The 14,150-nt window shown below is 51.7% G+C and carries 15 protein-coding genes and 1 pseudogene; 11 read left to right on the top strand and 5 right to left on the bottom strand.

Translation table 11 applies throughout. From position 1 onward, the window contains the following. Positions 1-58: 58 nt before the first annotated feature. Together AC6I7J_RS19680 and AC6I7J_RS19675 are read left to right on the top strand one after the other, a co-directional pair. Complete coding sequence (locus AC6I7J_RS19680) at positions 59-1,066, top strand: zinc-dependent alcohol dehydrogenase family protein (protein ID WP_498007391.1); 1,008 nt, start codon at positions 59-61, stop codon at positions 1,064-1,066. Positions 1,067-1,296: 230 nt separating this feature from the next. Then, positions 1,297-1,752, top strand: coding sequence for a GNAT family N-acetyltransferase (locus tag AC6I7J_RS19675; RefSeq protein ID WP_498007390.1), 456 nt, complete (start codon positions 1,297-1,299; stop codon positions 1,750-1,752). 240 nt (positions 1,753-1,992) lie between these two features. Here the strand turns inward: AC6I7J_RS19675 and gcvA are convergent, their stop codons facing one another. Further along, on the bottom strand, positions 1,993-2,907 hold the full coding sequence (gcvA, locus tag AC6I7J_RS19670) for a transcriptional regulator GcvA (RefSeq protein WP_498007389.1): 915 nt from the start codon (positions 2,905-2,907) through the stop codon (positions 1,993-1,995). Positions 2,908-3,025: 118 nt separating this feature from the next. On the opposite strand from gcvA, the gene AC6I7J_RS19665 reads away from it, so the two are divergent. Next, positions 3,026-3,931 carry a DMT family transporter gene (locus tag AC6I7J_RS19665; RefSeq protein WP_498007388.1) on the top strand — a complete coding sequence of 302 codons (906 nt, stop codon included), beginning with the start codon at positions 3,026-3,028 and terminating at the stop codon, positions 3,929-3,931. A 493-nt stretch (positions 3,932-4,424) separates the two neighbouring features. Here the strand turns inward: AC6I7J_RS19665 and AC6I7J_RS19660 are convergent, their stop codons facing one another. Continuing rightward, entirely contained in the window at positions 4,425-4,910 is a 486-nt protein-coding gene (locus tag AC6I7J_RS19660; protein WP_132463564.1) for a MarR family winged helix-turn-helix transcriptional regulator, read from the bottom strand. A 70-nt stretch (positions 4,911-4,980) separates the two neighbouring features. On the opposite strand from AC6I7J_RS19660, the gene AC6I7J_RS19655 reads away from it, so the two are divergent. Continuing rightward, a complete protein-coding gene (locus AC6I7J_RS19655) occupies positions 4,981-5,271 on the top strand; it encodes a DUF1330 domain-containing protein (RefSeq protein WP_088517520.1) in 291 nt (96 codons plus the stop codon). Between the two features lie 113 nt (positions 5,272-5,384). On the opposite strand, the pseudogene AC6I7J_RS19650 reads toward AC6I7J_RS19655, so the two are convergent. Further along, positions 5,385-5,988: pseudogene (locus tag AC6I7J_RS19650) on the bottom strand (transposase); the annotation flags it as partial. A 447-nt stretch (positions 5,989-6,435) separates the two neighbouring features. Between AC6I7J_RS19650 and AC6I7J_RS19645 the strand changes: the two are divergent. The 3 genes from AC6I7J_RS19645 (at position 6,436) to AC6I7J_RS19635 (ending at position 9,057) form a co-directional block, all read left to right on the top strand. Continuing rightward, positions 6,436-6,681: a ParD-like family protein gene (locus AC6I7J_RS19645; RefSeq protein WP_010615787.1), complete on the top strand. Its 246-nt coding sequence runs from the start codon at positions 6,436-6,438 to the stop codon at positions 6,679-6,681. After that, positions 6,678-7,463 carry a type I methionyl aminopeptidase gene (gene map, locus AC6I7J_RS19640; RefSeq protein ID WP_127835094.1) on the top strand — a complete coding sequence of 262 codons (786 nt, stop codon included), beginning with the start codon at positions 6,678-6,680 and terminating at the stop codon, positions 7,461-7,463. Before AC6I7J_RS19645 ends, map begins: the two co-directional genes overlap by 4 nt. 268 nt (positions 7,464-7,731) lie before the next feature. Beyond that, positions 7,732-9,057, top strand: a complete 1,326-nt coding sequence (locus tag AC6I7J_RS19635) for an MFS transporter (RefSeq protein WP_220496546.1) — start codon at positions 7,732-7,734, stop codon at positions 9,055-9,057. Between the two features lie 6 nt (positions 9,058-9,063). Here AC6I7J_RS19635 and AC6I7J_RS19630 read toward each other — a convergent pair whose 3' ends face one another. Continuing rightward, complete coding sequence (locus tag AC6I7J_RS19630; protein ID WP_498007387.1) at positions 9,064-9,990, bottom strand: LysR family transcriptional regulator; 927 nt, start codon at positions 9,988-9,990, stop codon at positions 9,064-9,066. 137 nt (positions 9,991-10,127) lie between these two features. Here AC6I7J_RS19630 and hpxD point away from each other — a divergent pair, with 137 nt between their 5' ends. Continuing rightward, on the top strand, positions 10,128-11,159 hold the full coding sequence (hpxD, locus tag AC6I7J_RS19625) for a molybdenum cofactor-independent xanthine hydroxylase subunit HpxD (RefSeq protein WP_058781371.1): 1,032 nt from the start codon (positions 10,128-10,130) through the stop codon (positions 11,157-11,159). Between the two features lie 10 nt (positions 11,160-11,169). Continuing rightward, the gene (locus AC6I7J_RS19620) at positions 11,170-12,132 is read left to right on the top strand and encodes a PDR/VanB family oxidoreductase (RefSeq protein ID WP_481658116.1); all 963 of its coding nucleotides are present in this window, start codon (positions 11,170-11,172) and stop codon (positions 12,130-12,132) included. A gap of 18 nt (positions 12,133-12,150) precedes the next feature. Here the strand turns inward: AC6I7J_RS19620 and AC6I7J_RS19615 are convergent, their stop codons facing one another. After that, positions 12,151-12,657, bottom strand: coding sequence for a YciE/YciF ferroxidase family protein (locus tag AC6I7J_RS19615; protein ID WP_498007386.1), 507 nt, complete (start codon positions 12,655-12,657; stop codon positions 12,151-12,153). A 491-nt stretch (positions 12,658-13,148) separates the two neighbouring features. Here AC6I7J_RS19615 and AC6I7J_RS19610 point away from each other — a divergent pair, with 491 nt between their 5' ends. Both AC6I7J_RS19610 and AC6I7J_RS19605 read left to right on the top strand, forming a co-directional pair. Beyond that, positions 13,149-13,313: a con-10 family general stress protein gene (locus AC6I7J_RS19610; RefSeq protein WP_010615780.1), complete on the top strand. Its 165-nt coding sequence runs from the start codon at positions 13,149-13,151 to the stop codon at positions 13,311-13,313. Positions 13,314-13,804: 491 nt separating this feature from the next. Then, positions 13,805-14,137, top strand: coding sequence for a four-helix bundle copper-binding protein (locus tag AC6I7J_RS19605; protein ID WP_498007385.1), 333 nt, complete (start codon positions 13,805-13,807; stop codon positions 14,135-14,137). Positions 14,138-14,150: the final 13 nt, after the last annotated feature.

Genomic DNA, 14,150 nt, shown 5'->3' with positions numbered 1-14,150 from the left:
CTCATTATAGCGTCAGTTCTGCCTCAAAATGGTCGTATTAATTGAACCGGGGGACACCATGAAAGCTATCCACTTATCCGCTGCAGGAATAGACGGCTTAAAAATATGTGATATTTCACGACCACAACCAGGGTATGGCGAAGTGCTGATTCGTCAGCATGCTGTGAGTCTGAATTACCTTGATTTGGCGCTGGCCACTGGTAAATTCGGCGCTGTTTCGCAGCCGGTTATTCCTGGTGCAGACAGCGCGGGAGAAATTGTTGAGTCTGGAGAGGGAGTTGAAGGCTGGCAAATTGGCGAACGTGTGGTACCGGGTATGATGTCTCACTGGCATGCTGGAGCAATACGATCCGAACATCATCAAACATTACGCGGAGTTACAACCAACGGTGGGCTGGCAGAATACGCTGTAGTGCCTGCTGAATCACTGGTGCGTATCCCCGATTTTCTCAACTGGCAGCAGGCAGCGACGTTACCCATTGCCGCAACGACCGCATGGAACGCTATAGTGCGCGGTAAAATACAGCCCGGCAGCACTGTTTTACTGCTTGGCACGGGAGGGGTGAGTCTGTTTGCATTGCAATATGCGAAGGCAGCAGGTGCGCGGGTGATCATCATTTCCTCTTCTGATGAAAAACTGGACAGAGTGAAAGCCCTGGGAGCGGATGAAGGAATTAACTATCACGAGGTGCCCGAATGGGATCAACGGGTGCTTAAGCTGACTGAGGGGCATGGCGCTGATCTCGTACTGGAATCAGTGGGTGGCTCAACATTTGCGAAATCGATTAACGCAGCAGCTCATAACGGAACCATTTTCGTTATTGGCTTTGTTGGTGGTGCTGAAGTCAGCATGCCTGTTCTGCCCGTAATGCAAAAGATGTTGAATATTGTGGGTAACAATACGGGTTCGACTTCAGATTTGCGCGCGGCGGTCAGGGCGATTGAAACCTCCACGATTTATCCCGTAATTGATCGTATTTTCACTTTTGCCGATACACGGAAAGCTTATCGCTACCTTGAGGCTGCCGGACATATCGGGAAAGTGGTTATTAGTCTGGATGCATAACGCTGAATCAGCCGGGGAGTTCATCATGGGGCCTGATACCGGCTGATTACTCCTGTCCAGTAATGATGGACACTCTTTTCCAGGAAACGGAGCCCGCTGCGCAAAAGCGCTGAATGAAACGCTGGCATAAGAGTGCAGGATTCATTTTTTTTCCTGAGAAGTATTGATAGTCCGATTTTCCATCAGGTGATAAGGTCAGGTTTCCCGGGAATTCTTAAACAGGATTGAGCGTGACTATTTCAGAGAACTATGAGTGGCATAAAGATAACTACCTGATCAGTACAGACAGAAAAAAACTGGATGTGCAGGCTATCCATCTCTATCTCACGAGGTCAACCTGGGCTAAAGGGATTGATCTGGCTCTTGTCCGTGCATCCATTGAAAACAGCCTTAATTTCGGTGTTTATCACGATGACGCCCAGATTGGTTTCGCGCGCTTAATAACAGATTACGCTACGTTTGCTTACCTTTGTGATGTTTATATCCTGGAAGAATATCAGGGAGAAGGATTGGGTAGATGGGTGATGCAATGCATACATGATCATCCTGTTTTTGAGCGGCTTCGCAGGATCATGTTGTTTACAACCACAGCGCCCTGGCTCTATGAAAAATTTGGCTACGAGCCTGTTAATCGGGAAAACTATGCATGGAGTATCACACGTCCTGATATCTATACCAGAAGATAAAATCAAATATAACAAGTATTTCTCAATGCCCAGCCACAATTCCTTTGAGAGTACAACATCCGCTTCTGGCACGGAGCTTCCTCTGATGCCCAGGGGCTGAGGAGAGCGAGGAGCGGACGTTGAGGGCTTATTACCTGAGGGGATATTAAAATCAATTTCGCATTCTGCAAAACGCCTTTAGGCACAAAAAATATAAGATTTTTGAGACATAATTAGAGGTGGAAGACAGCATCAACATCTTTATTTAACTCTCTTGTGTATTGCTGCGTGCTCATGTTGCGCTGCGGCGGTCAGGGTTATCCAGTCACGGAATCGACGACTTATCTTCTGCAATATAGCTGACTCGTCATACACCAGATAATACGCAATCGGCGAATTAACCTCTACTTGCAGTGGGTTAATTAATAAACCACTTTCCAGTTCTTCAGTTACTAGGGCACTGTGTACGAGGGCGATACCTTTACCCGCGATTGCAGCTTCAATCACGCCGTTAGAATCGATGAAAACAGGACCGGTGTCAGTATTCACATCTTCAATACCCAGAGCCCGGAACCAGACGGCCCAGTCCAGCCGGTGCTCATCGTGCAGCAGCGTGTAATTTGCCATATCGCCCGGCGATGAAAGATCGTATTCTCTGGTTATTAAGCGGGGACTACAAACCGGGAGAAGTTTGTCATTCACCAGACACTCAGACTCCAGTCCGGGATAGTTACCAGCGCCGTGACGGATAGCAAAATCAATCCCTTCAGACAATAAATCAACCTGCCTGTTGGTTGTACTGATTTGCACTTCCACACCCGGGTTGGCTTTTTCAAATGCAGGTAGCCGTGGCAGCAACCATTGAATGGCAAAACCACTTGTGCAACTGACCGTTACTTTGTTGGCCTTTCCCTCATTCATTAAGCGTTGTGTTGCTTCTGCTATCTGGATAAAAGCGGGTCTTATCGCCCTCAGATAGATGCGCCCCTCGGTTGTCAGTTCGAGACGGCGAGGACTACGTATAAACAACCGGATATTCGTCATGTTTTCCAGTTTTGCAATCTGCTGGCTGACCGCGCTGGATGTCACACATAACTCTTCGGCGGCAGCTTTCATGCTCATCAGCCTTGCCGCAGACTCAAAACACATAAGCGCATGTAAAGGTGGCATTTTCATCGGATACACAGCTCCATGAGTTAGGAAATCTTAAGTATAAACAAAAATCTTGTTTGTCAGCACGTCTGACATGTTTCACAGTTTCGCTGTTACTTCCATTTAAATAAAAGGAACTGTTATGCGTGTTGCTGACTATTTTCGGTTATTGCTGCTTGCCGCTATCTGGGGGGCGAGCTTTCTTTTTATGCGCATAGCCGTGCCACAGTTCGGTGCCATTAATACTGCTTTTTTGCGAGTGTTTTTAGGTTTCATGGGCCTCGCTATTATTTTGTTTATGTTTAAATCTTCTTTTGATTTTAAAGATAAGTTCAAGCCTTCAGTCATACTTGGCGTGATAAACTCTGGATTGCCTTTTCTCATGTATTGCCTTGCGGCCAGGTGGTTGCCTGCCGGGTATTCCGCTATTATGAATGCAACAACCCCTTTGATGGGAGCGCTCATCGGGTTTTCATGTTTTGCCGAGAAATTAACATTTAGAAAATGGGCAGGCATGTTCCTGGGACTTGTCGGCATCATAGTGATAACCACCATCGGTGAAGCACAGTCATCGGATAAACAAATTACCGGTGTTATTGCCTGCCTCATCGCTACCAGTTGCTATGGGCTTTCCAGTTTTTTGACACGTAGCTGGATTTCAGACAAAGGTGGACTCGATCCTAAAATCGTTGCTTTCGGCAGTCAAATGGGAGCATCTATTTTTTTACTGCCCTTTTTCATATGGAGTATCAGCGTTGGGCCTGCCGTTAACTGGCTACAGCAAGAGCCATGGATTAGTGTCATTGCTGTGGGGGTGATCTGTACTGCGTTAGCGTATATATTATATTTTCGACTGATTGCCGATATCGGACCGTTACGCTCCTTAACCGTTACATTCTTAATTCCTCCGTTTGGCGTACTGTGGGGATACCTGGTACTGAACGAAACCATTAATAATGGTTTCATTATCGGTGCGATAACTATAGGGATAGCTGTCTGGATGGTTGTGAGTCCGGAAAAAAATCAAAAAGCTGAAAATTGTGATTAGTCAACCTAAGGGGTTTCATAACCGGAACCCCTTATAAGTTGATAAAAATATGTTACCTGCATCATTTCTTATAACTGGATTAACTAATGATGGTCCGCTTCTGGCACAAAATGGAGATTCAGCATGCATTTTTACAAAGTACCAACATCACAATGGGCAGTATGTGAAAGCATATAACCCTTCACTCGTCCCGTGTTTATAAGCCCCATACTCCCCACCTGTTTTTTTGAGAATACCTGCTTGGCCCAGTGCTGACGCGGATATGAGCATGCCCGCACTTTCTGGGCATAAACAGGGGAAAGGTAGGGTATGGCACGATTTATACGGCTGTAACCGGCTACGCCGGGCGTACGGCGCCGTCCAGCTTCACACCTGAACGCTCTGCATGCCTTAAAAATAAGGTAAAAGAACGTTCATATTGAGGAAACCTATTTTTTCAAGATGCTCAAGCAGGAGTGCTGATACGGGGGAATTGTCATTCAGCTACCGTATTTTAATTGTGGGAGTTGCGATCTGCTTCAGGGCTCTGGTCGATATTTATTGCCCTGGCTAACTCCTCCATTGCCCGTGTTGCTGACCGGAGTCGGTCATCACCCATCTTCATGGACAACTTATCTTTAGCTGATTTCCATACAGGCAAGGCTTCTGCCATGAGCTGGTATCCGGAATCCGTCAGACTTAGCCGCTTTCCTGCGCGACCGCGTCCACCTTCGGAACGGACTAAACCTCTCAATTCCATGTTCTGAACATTTCGGCTCAGGGTTGTCGCATCAACTCCCGCGCTGACCGCAAGATCAACTATTGTGGCGCCCTCGAAAGCTCCAATTCCAACCAACAGGCTAAATTGCTCGGCGGTGAGACCGAGCGATTTGAAACAGACATTGTAGTAGCGCGTGACTGCGCGCGCCGTGGCACGAGCCTGAAATCCCGGACATTCAGCTGCTATTTCCCTGAAATATTTTGGATCAAAACCGCTCATGTAGTACCTCTTGAAATCCCGATCAACCAATAATAGTGTATATGCATTATTTAACAACAGGAGAAGCATTATGCCAGCGTACGTGCACATCAATCTGCGTGTTATCGACCCTGACAGGCAGTCTAAACTCGCTCCCCGGTTTCAGGCAGCTCTGAAAGAAGCCGGCGGGCGAATTCTGCATTTTGGCACCGTCTCGGAGGTTCTTGAAGGCGATGAGGTGCCTCTGCCATTAGCTGGCGTATTTGAGTTTCCAACCCTTAACCAGGCATTAGCCTTCTACAACTCTGAAAAATACGCCCCCATCAAGGCCGAACGCCGGGAAGCTCAGGAAGCACGAATGTTTATTGTCGAAACCGACTGAGATCTTTTCCCGGAATACAGACAGATTCTTTTGAGTCCGTCCTGTGCCTCATAAGGCTTTGCCAGGAAACCAAAAATATCCTGCGCAGAGCCTGTTTATTATGAAGACAAAACCTACATCCCTGGATAGGGTGTAAAATAAGATTCATATAAATCAGTCGTTAAATGCAACTCTTGATTCCAGATCACAAAAATTGTTGCCGTTTTCAGAACGCCATAACACCGATGACCCCGTTTTCGCATCAGTGCACCGATGGCTACCATTTTAGGTTTGCCCCTGAGACACATTTCCTTGTAGATATTACGCATCCGTTTACTGTTAATTTTTCCGCATAGGGCAGACATGTAGAGCTTTGCTCTAAGCTGGGGCGGCCGATTTAAGATATGCGTGGCCGTACCCGAACGTTTTTCAAGAGGCACCACGCCCGGAAAAGCCGCAGCCTGATCTGCTGATTCAACGTTATGGCTGCGCAGCACAACCAGCATGTGCATCCCCAGTTGGGGCCAGACAGATTTAATCGACGTCAGCAGCGCACAATCCCGTTTCAGGACTGAGCTGGCCTGAATGTCCGCTTTAACCTGCCGTTCAATATTTCTCACTTCTTCATGGAGCAGCTGCGCCATTCTGATGCATGAACCGATGACGTCTGCGGCGTGTCAGTAGACTGATATTTTTCGAGCCGGTTTTCCCCCGCACAGCGTCAGCCAGCAGCACATCCCAGCAATACCGACTGGAAACGTGATTTCACTCCTCTCACATAGACCGTAACGCCAGTTCGCCTGGTATATACAGAGTCGTGCTCACGGAGACCCGGTCCGGTACCCCCGGAAAATCTGACGCAGGCATTGACGCGCGCGCGAACCCGCTGCGGTCTGGATGAGGCGGACAACCCGCCAATTTTTCATGAGATCCGCAGTTTATCGGGAAGATTATATGAAGCGCATTAGGGTGAGGTGTTTACACAGCGGTTACTGGGCCATAAGAATCTCTCGATGACACCGAAGTATCCCGACCTCCGTGGCGATGAGTACGCACTGGTATGAGGTATGGGCAATTTCGGACAAATTTCGCAAATTTACGGACAGGCGAAAATTTGACCTTGCAAATCATGCCGTTGTGGATATGCTATATACATAGCATATACGTTTCATATAAAGGCCAGCCATGGGTATCGTCAAAATTTCGGATTTAATGCATGAGAACCTGCGCATCGCCAGCACAGCGCTCAGTCGTTCGATCAACGCGCAGGCGGAGCACTGGATGAAAATCGGCATGCTGGCCGAACTTTATCCGCAGCTCAGCCATCAGGAACTGACACGCCTGCTGATGCGGGTCGAACGTGATGGCGGCGCTGAACTGGCGCAGCTGCTTGACCAACCTTCCTTTATTCCGCAGGGAATCGCGCAATGAGTATCAAACTGCATACCGCTGGAGAGATTGAACGGGCGCGTGCCGCCGGTCACGCCGCCGCCAAAGTCCTGGAGATGATCGCGCCCTGGGTGAAACCCGGCGTTACCACCGATGAACTGGATCGCCGCTGTCACGACTATATTGTCAATGAGCTAAAGGTCATTCCGGCTAACATTGGCTATCAGGGTTACACCCGTACTGTATGCACCTCGGTCAATCACGTGGTGTGCCACGGTATTCCGGGCGAGAAAAAGCTCAAAGACGGTGACATCGTCAATATCGACGTGGCGATCATCAAAGACGGCTGGTACGGCGACACCAGCCGCATGTATTTCGTCGGTCAGCCGTCGGTACGCGCTAAGCGCCTGGTTGACGTGACGTATGAATCAATGGTGGCAGGCATTCGGGTGGTGAAACCCGGTGCAACGCTGGGCGATATCGGTGCGGCTATTCAGCAGGTCGCTGAAAAGGCCGGGTTTTCCGTGGTACGCGAGTATTGCGGTCACGGCGTTGGCGAGATCTACCACGGCGATCCCCAAATCCTGCATTACGGCACGCCCGGCCAGGGGCTGGCGCTGCAGGCTGGCATGATTTTTACCATTGAGCCCATGATTAACGCCGGCAAAGCGGGCACCAGCGTGCTGTCTGATGGCTGGACGGTGGTGACCAAAGATCGCTCCCTGTCCGCGCAGTGGGAGCACACTGTCGCCGTCACGGATACCGGCTTCGACCTGCTCACACCCTGGCCGGAGGGTACCGGTGATTACGCCGCGATCGTTTAACGCCTGCCAATCGTCCAATCTGTGATCTCTATTGTAGTACAATCAAAATAGATTGTACTACACTTCTTACTCATGACGATTTATATCGCTCATGTGCAATATCACTATCGGCATAGTTAATGCTGCCGCGTGGCCGAAATAAAATGATTTTTATTTTCGGCTGCACTTCATTTATTGCTTAGCAAGCGAAACAGATCATTCATGACATCGCTACCCTTGCGCCTGTCTGCCGGCGCGGAGTGGCGTAATGCTGCGTGACGAGGTGGATATGATAAGTTCCGATGTTTCTGGTTCTACGTTGAGTCAATTAAATAAGCGCATCATCCCGTTTATCGTAATCTGTTATTTTGTCGCTAATCTCGATAAAACCAATATCTCTATCGCTGCGCTGCAAATGAATGCCGATCTCGGGCTTACCACCAGCATGTACGGCCTCGGTGTCGGCATGTTCTATATTTCCTACATTCTGTTTGAGATTCCCAGCAATGTCATTATGACCAAAGTCGGTGCCCGGCGCTGGATAGCGCGCATTATGATTACCTGGGGCATTGTCAGTACCGGCATGGCGCTGGTTCATAGCGCCAATCAGTTATATGTGATGCGTTTCTTACTCGGTATGGCCGAAGCCGGTTTTGCGCCGGGTATTATCTATTATATTTCCTGCTGGTTCCCTAAAAGTAACCGCGCACGGGCAATGTCTTTCTTTTATATGGGATCGGTGGGCGCGTCGATTATTGGTCTGCCCATTTCCGGTGCCATTCTCAATATGCATGGCATTGCCGATATCGCAGGCTGGCGCTGGCTTTTCGCGCTGGAAGGCATTCCCGCGGTGGTGCTTGGTTGTCTGGTGCTGTGGCGCTTACCCGATAAGCCCGACGATGCTGTCTGGTTAACTACACCGCAAAAACACTGGCTGCGTCAACGCCTCGAACAGGACAATCTGGGTGTCACCCTGAATAAGAACCACTCCTGGCTGCAGGCATTAAAAGATCGCACGGTGTTATTGCTCAGTCTGGTATGGTTTTTACAGGCGTTCGGTTCCATCGGCATTACGTTGTTCATGCCGTTGATTATTAAAAGCATGGCCGCAGAGCAGAGCAATTTTATTATCAGCCTGTTATCCGCCCTGCCCTTTGTGATGGCCTGCGTATTTATGTATTTAAACGGACGCCATTCCGATCGCAGCGGTGAACGCGCCTGGCATATGGGTTTGCCATTAATTTTATCGGGCCTGGCATTAACCGGTGCGATTTATTCTGGCAGCCTGCTCCTCGCCTATATTCTGCTGGTCTTGACCGTCGGGCTTAACTTTGCTCTGACGCCAATATTCTGGGCCGTGACCACAGAAAAATTAGCTGGCGTAGCCGCTGCGGCATCGATTGCCTTTATCAATACGGTGGCAAACTTTGTCGGACTGGGTTTACCGCCGCTGCTGGGAAAAATGAAAGATGCGACGCAAAGTTATCACTCAGGATTGCTGATTGTGGCGATGGCGCTAATTGCCGGCGGTATTCTCGGTATTATTATCGCCCGTCCATCGGGCGGTGCCGGTGCCAGCAAAACCCGCGCGCCGCATGCCGAAACCGGGCACTGAACGTGATTACGGCCCGCCAGCGGGCCTGACACTGGCCATCGCCTCGATCACCTCAGTCATACGCTGAATCACCATCTGCGCCGCCCGCGATAGCTGGCGCGACGGCGCAGTACACAGCGCCAGGGTCAGCGGTCGCATCACGCTGTGCCTGAGCGGTACGAAGCAGAGCTGGTTCTCCTGCACCTCGGTCATCACGTCCAGCAGGCTCAGCACGCTGATGCCGGTGCCCTGCGCGATCAGGCTGCGAATCAGGCGGATGTCGTTACAGGCGATAATGTTTTCCGGCGCCAGGCCCTGCTTGCGGTACAGCGCATCGACACGTTCGTGGACCACCAGCGCGGCGCCAGGCACAATGTGCCGCTCATGACTGAGTTCGCTGAGCGACAGCAGCGGCCTCGTGCTAAGCGGATGGTCGGCGGCCATCACCACGCCCATCTCCAGTTCGGCAAACGCCAGCACTTCAAGTCCGCTCTGCCCGGCGGGATCGAGAATCAGGCCAAAATCGATTTCCGACTGGCGAATCATCTGGCTGATGCGGTGGCTGTTGTCTACCGTCAGCTCCAGCCGCAGCCACTGATGCTGGCGTGCGATATCGGCGATGACGTCTGCCACGCTGCCTTTGGTCAGCGACTGCACCAGCCCGGCCGTGACGTTACCGCGCTTGAGTCCCTGTATATCATCGAAACGCTGCCGCGTGACGCGAAACTCACGCTGCCAGCGCATCACATCGTCATACAGCAATTCTCCGGCGGTGGTCATGCGCAGCCCTTCCGGCAAACGCTCAAACAGCGGCGTACCAAAACTCTCTTCCGCCTGCAGAATCTGCCGGTTAATGGCAGAAGCGGAAACGTGCAGCTGCTCAGCGGCTTTGCGCAAACTGCCGCTGCGCGCCACTTCGGCAAAATAGACGGCAAAGCGGGAAAACGGGCTCATTTATCACCTGTACGGTTTTTTGCAACACCTGGCTGCATTCTTGCTGATGGATTTGCACAGGCAAGCATATTAACAATGTCCTGACAAAAATGAAGCCTTCTATTACGCCTTGTGTGAGCACCTGACAGGACAACAGCATGAATAATATTACGCCTCCCGCACACTGCACGTTTGAACCTGATGACTGGCTGCGTCTGGCGCGACAGTGGCATCCGGTTGCCCGTTCCTGTGATATCGCCGGCGCACCGACCAAAGCGGTGCTGCTTGACGAGCAGCTGGTGCTGTATCGTCTGCAGGGTCAGGTGGTAGCGGCACGCGACGTTTGCCCGCATCGTGGCGTCCCGCTGACGCTCGGTTTTCATGATGAAGAGGGTATCGTCTGCCCTTATCACGGCTTGCGCTTCGGTGCCGGTGGCCGCTGCAATCGCATCCCGTCCAGCCCCGACCAGCCGATTCCGGCCAAACTCAATCTGATCAGCTACGCGGTGGAAGAGCGCTTTGGGTTGATTTGGGTGTGCCTCGCGCCGGATGCTGACCAGCCCGCGCCGCTGCCCACCATGCCGCACTGGGATGATGCTGGTTTTCAACAGATCAACTGTCCCGGTTTTGACGTCAACGGCTTTGCCGGACGCCAGGTGGAAGGTTTTCTGGATGTGGCGCACTTCGCCTGGGTGCACACGGAAACCTTCGCCGATCCCAACAACCAGGTAGTACCTGCCTATAACCCGGTCGAAACCGAGACCGGTTTTGCCGTGGATTACTGGAGCTCAGTGAGTAACTTTGCCGCTGACAGTCCGCAGCAGGCGCCGGAAGGATTTAGCTGGCTGCGTCATTTCGAGATGCACCTGCCATTTACCGCCACGCTGACCATTCATTTCCCCGGCGAATCGCGCCTGGTGATCATGAATGCCGCGTCGCCAGTATCGGCGCGCAAAACGCGCATGTTTGCGCCCATCGCGCGTAACTTTGACCTACACATCCCGGTTGAAGAGGTGCACGCCTTCAATCAGCGCGTGTTCGAAGAAGACCGCCTGATGGTGGAAACCCAGCAGCCGGAGCGTTTGCCGCTTGACCTGGCTCTGGAAGCGCATATTCCGGCCGATCGCAGCTCCATTGCTTATCGCCGCGGCCTGAAGCGCATGGGCTTCGGCGAATTTTTCCTGGTGTAAGGAGGCAACGATGAGTGATCTGCTGAATGTGGTGGTGGATGGCCTGTATCGTCAGGGACGTCACAATCTCAGCGTCACGCTGGTGGCGGAAAATGGCCAGCCGTTGCCGGACTGGCAACCCGGTGCGCACATTGATGTGCACCTGCGTGATGGCCTCATACGTCAGTACTCACTGACCGGACGCTGCGATGACGCGCGCGGCTACCAGATTTGTATTGCGCGCGACGGGCAATCACGCGGGGGATCGCGCTACGTGCACGACACGCTGCGCCCCGGCCAGACGATTGCGATTTCGCCACCGCGCAACCTGTTTCCTCTGCAACCGGCCGCTAAAGTCATTTTGCTGGCGGCCGGAATTGGCATTACGCCGCTGTACGCCATGGCGCTGGCGCTGGAGGCCGCCGCCGTGCCTTTTGTGCTGCATTACTTTGTCCGCCAGCGCGGTGATGAAGCTTTTGCCGCCGAACTGGCGCAGCGTTTTCAGCATGGATTTTGTGAAATCTGGTACAGCAGCGAAGGCCGCAGCGCACGTGATTATCCACCGGCGGAACTGCTTGATGCTGCCGCCGACACGCATCTGTACCTGTGCGGGCCGGAAGGGTTTATGACGCACATGCAGCAGCAGGCGCTGGCGCGCGGCTGGGACAGCGCCAACATTCACGCTGAAGCGTTCAAACCTGTCGCCCGCACGGCTGGCGCGGAAGAGGATTTTACCGTGACGCTGGCACGCAGTGGGCAGCAATGTACCATTCCGCCTGACAAAACCATTGCCACGGTGCTGCTGGAGCATGGCGTCGACGTTCCGCTCTCCTGCGAGATGGGCATGTGCGGCGCCTGCCTGACGCGGGTTACCGCTGGAGAGATCGATCACCGCGATACCGTGCAGTCTGACAGCGAAAAAAGCGCCCCGGAGCAGTATATCGCCTTGTGCTGCTCGCGCAGCAAATCGGCGGAACTGGTGATTGATCTCTAGGGCGCGCCGCAGGATGACTTAATCCGCGCCGGAAAACTCAGGTTCCGTGCGCAGCACAATGGCTTCTTCTGCCGCCTGTGGCAGCAGCTGCAGCAGCCTGCTGGCCATCTGGCTTTCCTGCTGCAGGATGCGCCGCACGATCCTGACATCCTCCCCCTCTTCCGCCTGCTCTGCGGCCACCAGCAACGTCGAGTAGGTGGCGATTTTATAGTTACAGAACACGTAGCTGCTGACGGCCACACGGATGCCCTCTTCATCCTGCAGCATATCGCTGGCGGCCTGACCGACCGCCGACATCCGGCCTAACGACTCCTTCAGCACCGACCAGCTGCTGTCATACTGGCGCAGCAGCGTTTTCACCTGCTGCTGCTGTTCACGACTTTGCTCAAGATACTGCTCAAGGCGCGTCTGCAATGCGGGATGCTCCGTCAGGCGTAACACCGCCGCTTTCAACAAGCTTTCCGCGTGTTTTTCCATAGCATGCGCATCGCGCAGCCAGTCCAGATACACAGATTCCTTCGTCATGTTTCGCTCCAAAGTAAAGTGACACCGGCCAGGCACATCAGCCGCGTTGGATGCTCGTCACTGAGCCGGCAGCACGCTCTTACCTCATCGCTTTCAGGCTGTTTATCTGAAAATAAGCGAAGCGCTAATTAAGTCCAGGCGAACAACTTAATTAAACGTAGCAAGTAAGCGCAGCTGTGCAAGAAAGGTTTTTAAGAATTGCGACAGCGGATAATTGTCATAACCTCATCGAATCACATTAGCGGCGCTAAAAGAATGCTTCCCTTTATGAAAGTAAAATGTTAACAATTCCACCCCAGATGTTTTGCCGGAATAAATCAGCTGGAATTGACTCATAGTTAAACAACCAACGTGCTGTAAATTAAAAGTTAAGATTATTCCTGGCTTGATTATGGTAAAAACATCGCTACATTTATTTTTGCTTCATGCGGGTATGAACTGAGAGGAAAAAAATGAAGGATCCAAAGAAGAAACCTGAAGAGGAAGAAAAAGTGACGCAACGTCGTGGGGGTTCAGGCAACTTCGCAGCCGATAAGGAGCGCGCGGCTGAAGCAGGCCGCAAGGGTGGTCAGGTCAGTGGCGGTAACTTTAAGAACGATCCACAGCGTGCCATTGAAGCCGGCAGGAAGGGAGGAAAGATCAGTCGTCGTAAATAAGACTTTCCCCTCTTAATACTGATTTAACCTCGATAACCTTTGGCACCACACTCTCCTGACATTGTGTTTACGCTTCGCTTAAATGCGTGATAAACCTTGTCAGGAGAGTAATTTTCTCGCTGGAAAACAATTAATCGATCAAATCTTCAGCGATCCGGCAGCATTTACCGCTTCGCTTATAATGCCTCAATTGCATCGTTTATTTACCACGAATTTAAACCATTGCTTATTTAACTAACAAATCCGCAGCGGCTATATTTGTACAAGCCACACAGACTTGTACACTTTTATTTAAGCGGTTTTTATAACCTGCGCTGATATATACACAAGCTTACAATTAGCTAACTCCGCATTATTAAAGGGATAATTGCATCTGCGATGCACCTTACCGGGGTTAATCCGCCGCTATCCACTTGATATCCCCTCTGTTTTAGCTAAATTCTCCCTTCAGGCTCACACACGCGTCGTTTACCCTGACGCTAAGGAAACCCATGAACGCTGAACTCAATGACTGTATCGCGCTGTGCTATCGCTGCGCGACCGCCTGCGACCACTGTGCAGCGGCTTGTCTGCTGGACGCTGACGCCGGTGAGATGAGCGTCTGCATTAGCCTGAATCAGCAGTGCGCGGCGCTGTGTCGCGTAACCGCCCAACTGCTGGCTGCCCAGAGTGAACTGAGCGAGCAGCTCTGTACCATCACGTCGATGGCCTGTCAGCTGGCCGGCTGGGAGTGCCAGAAGCACCAGCATCCACACTGTCAGACCTGTGCAGAAATTTGCCTGCAGTGCGCAGATAGCTGCATGACGGTGGGCATGGCGGAATAACGGATAGAGGTAC

This window comes from Type-C symbiont of Plautia stali (genome assembly GCF_059730935.1).
Note: the sequence above shows the minus strand (reverse complement) of the source record. Positions and strands in the feature narration are given on the sequence as shown.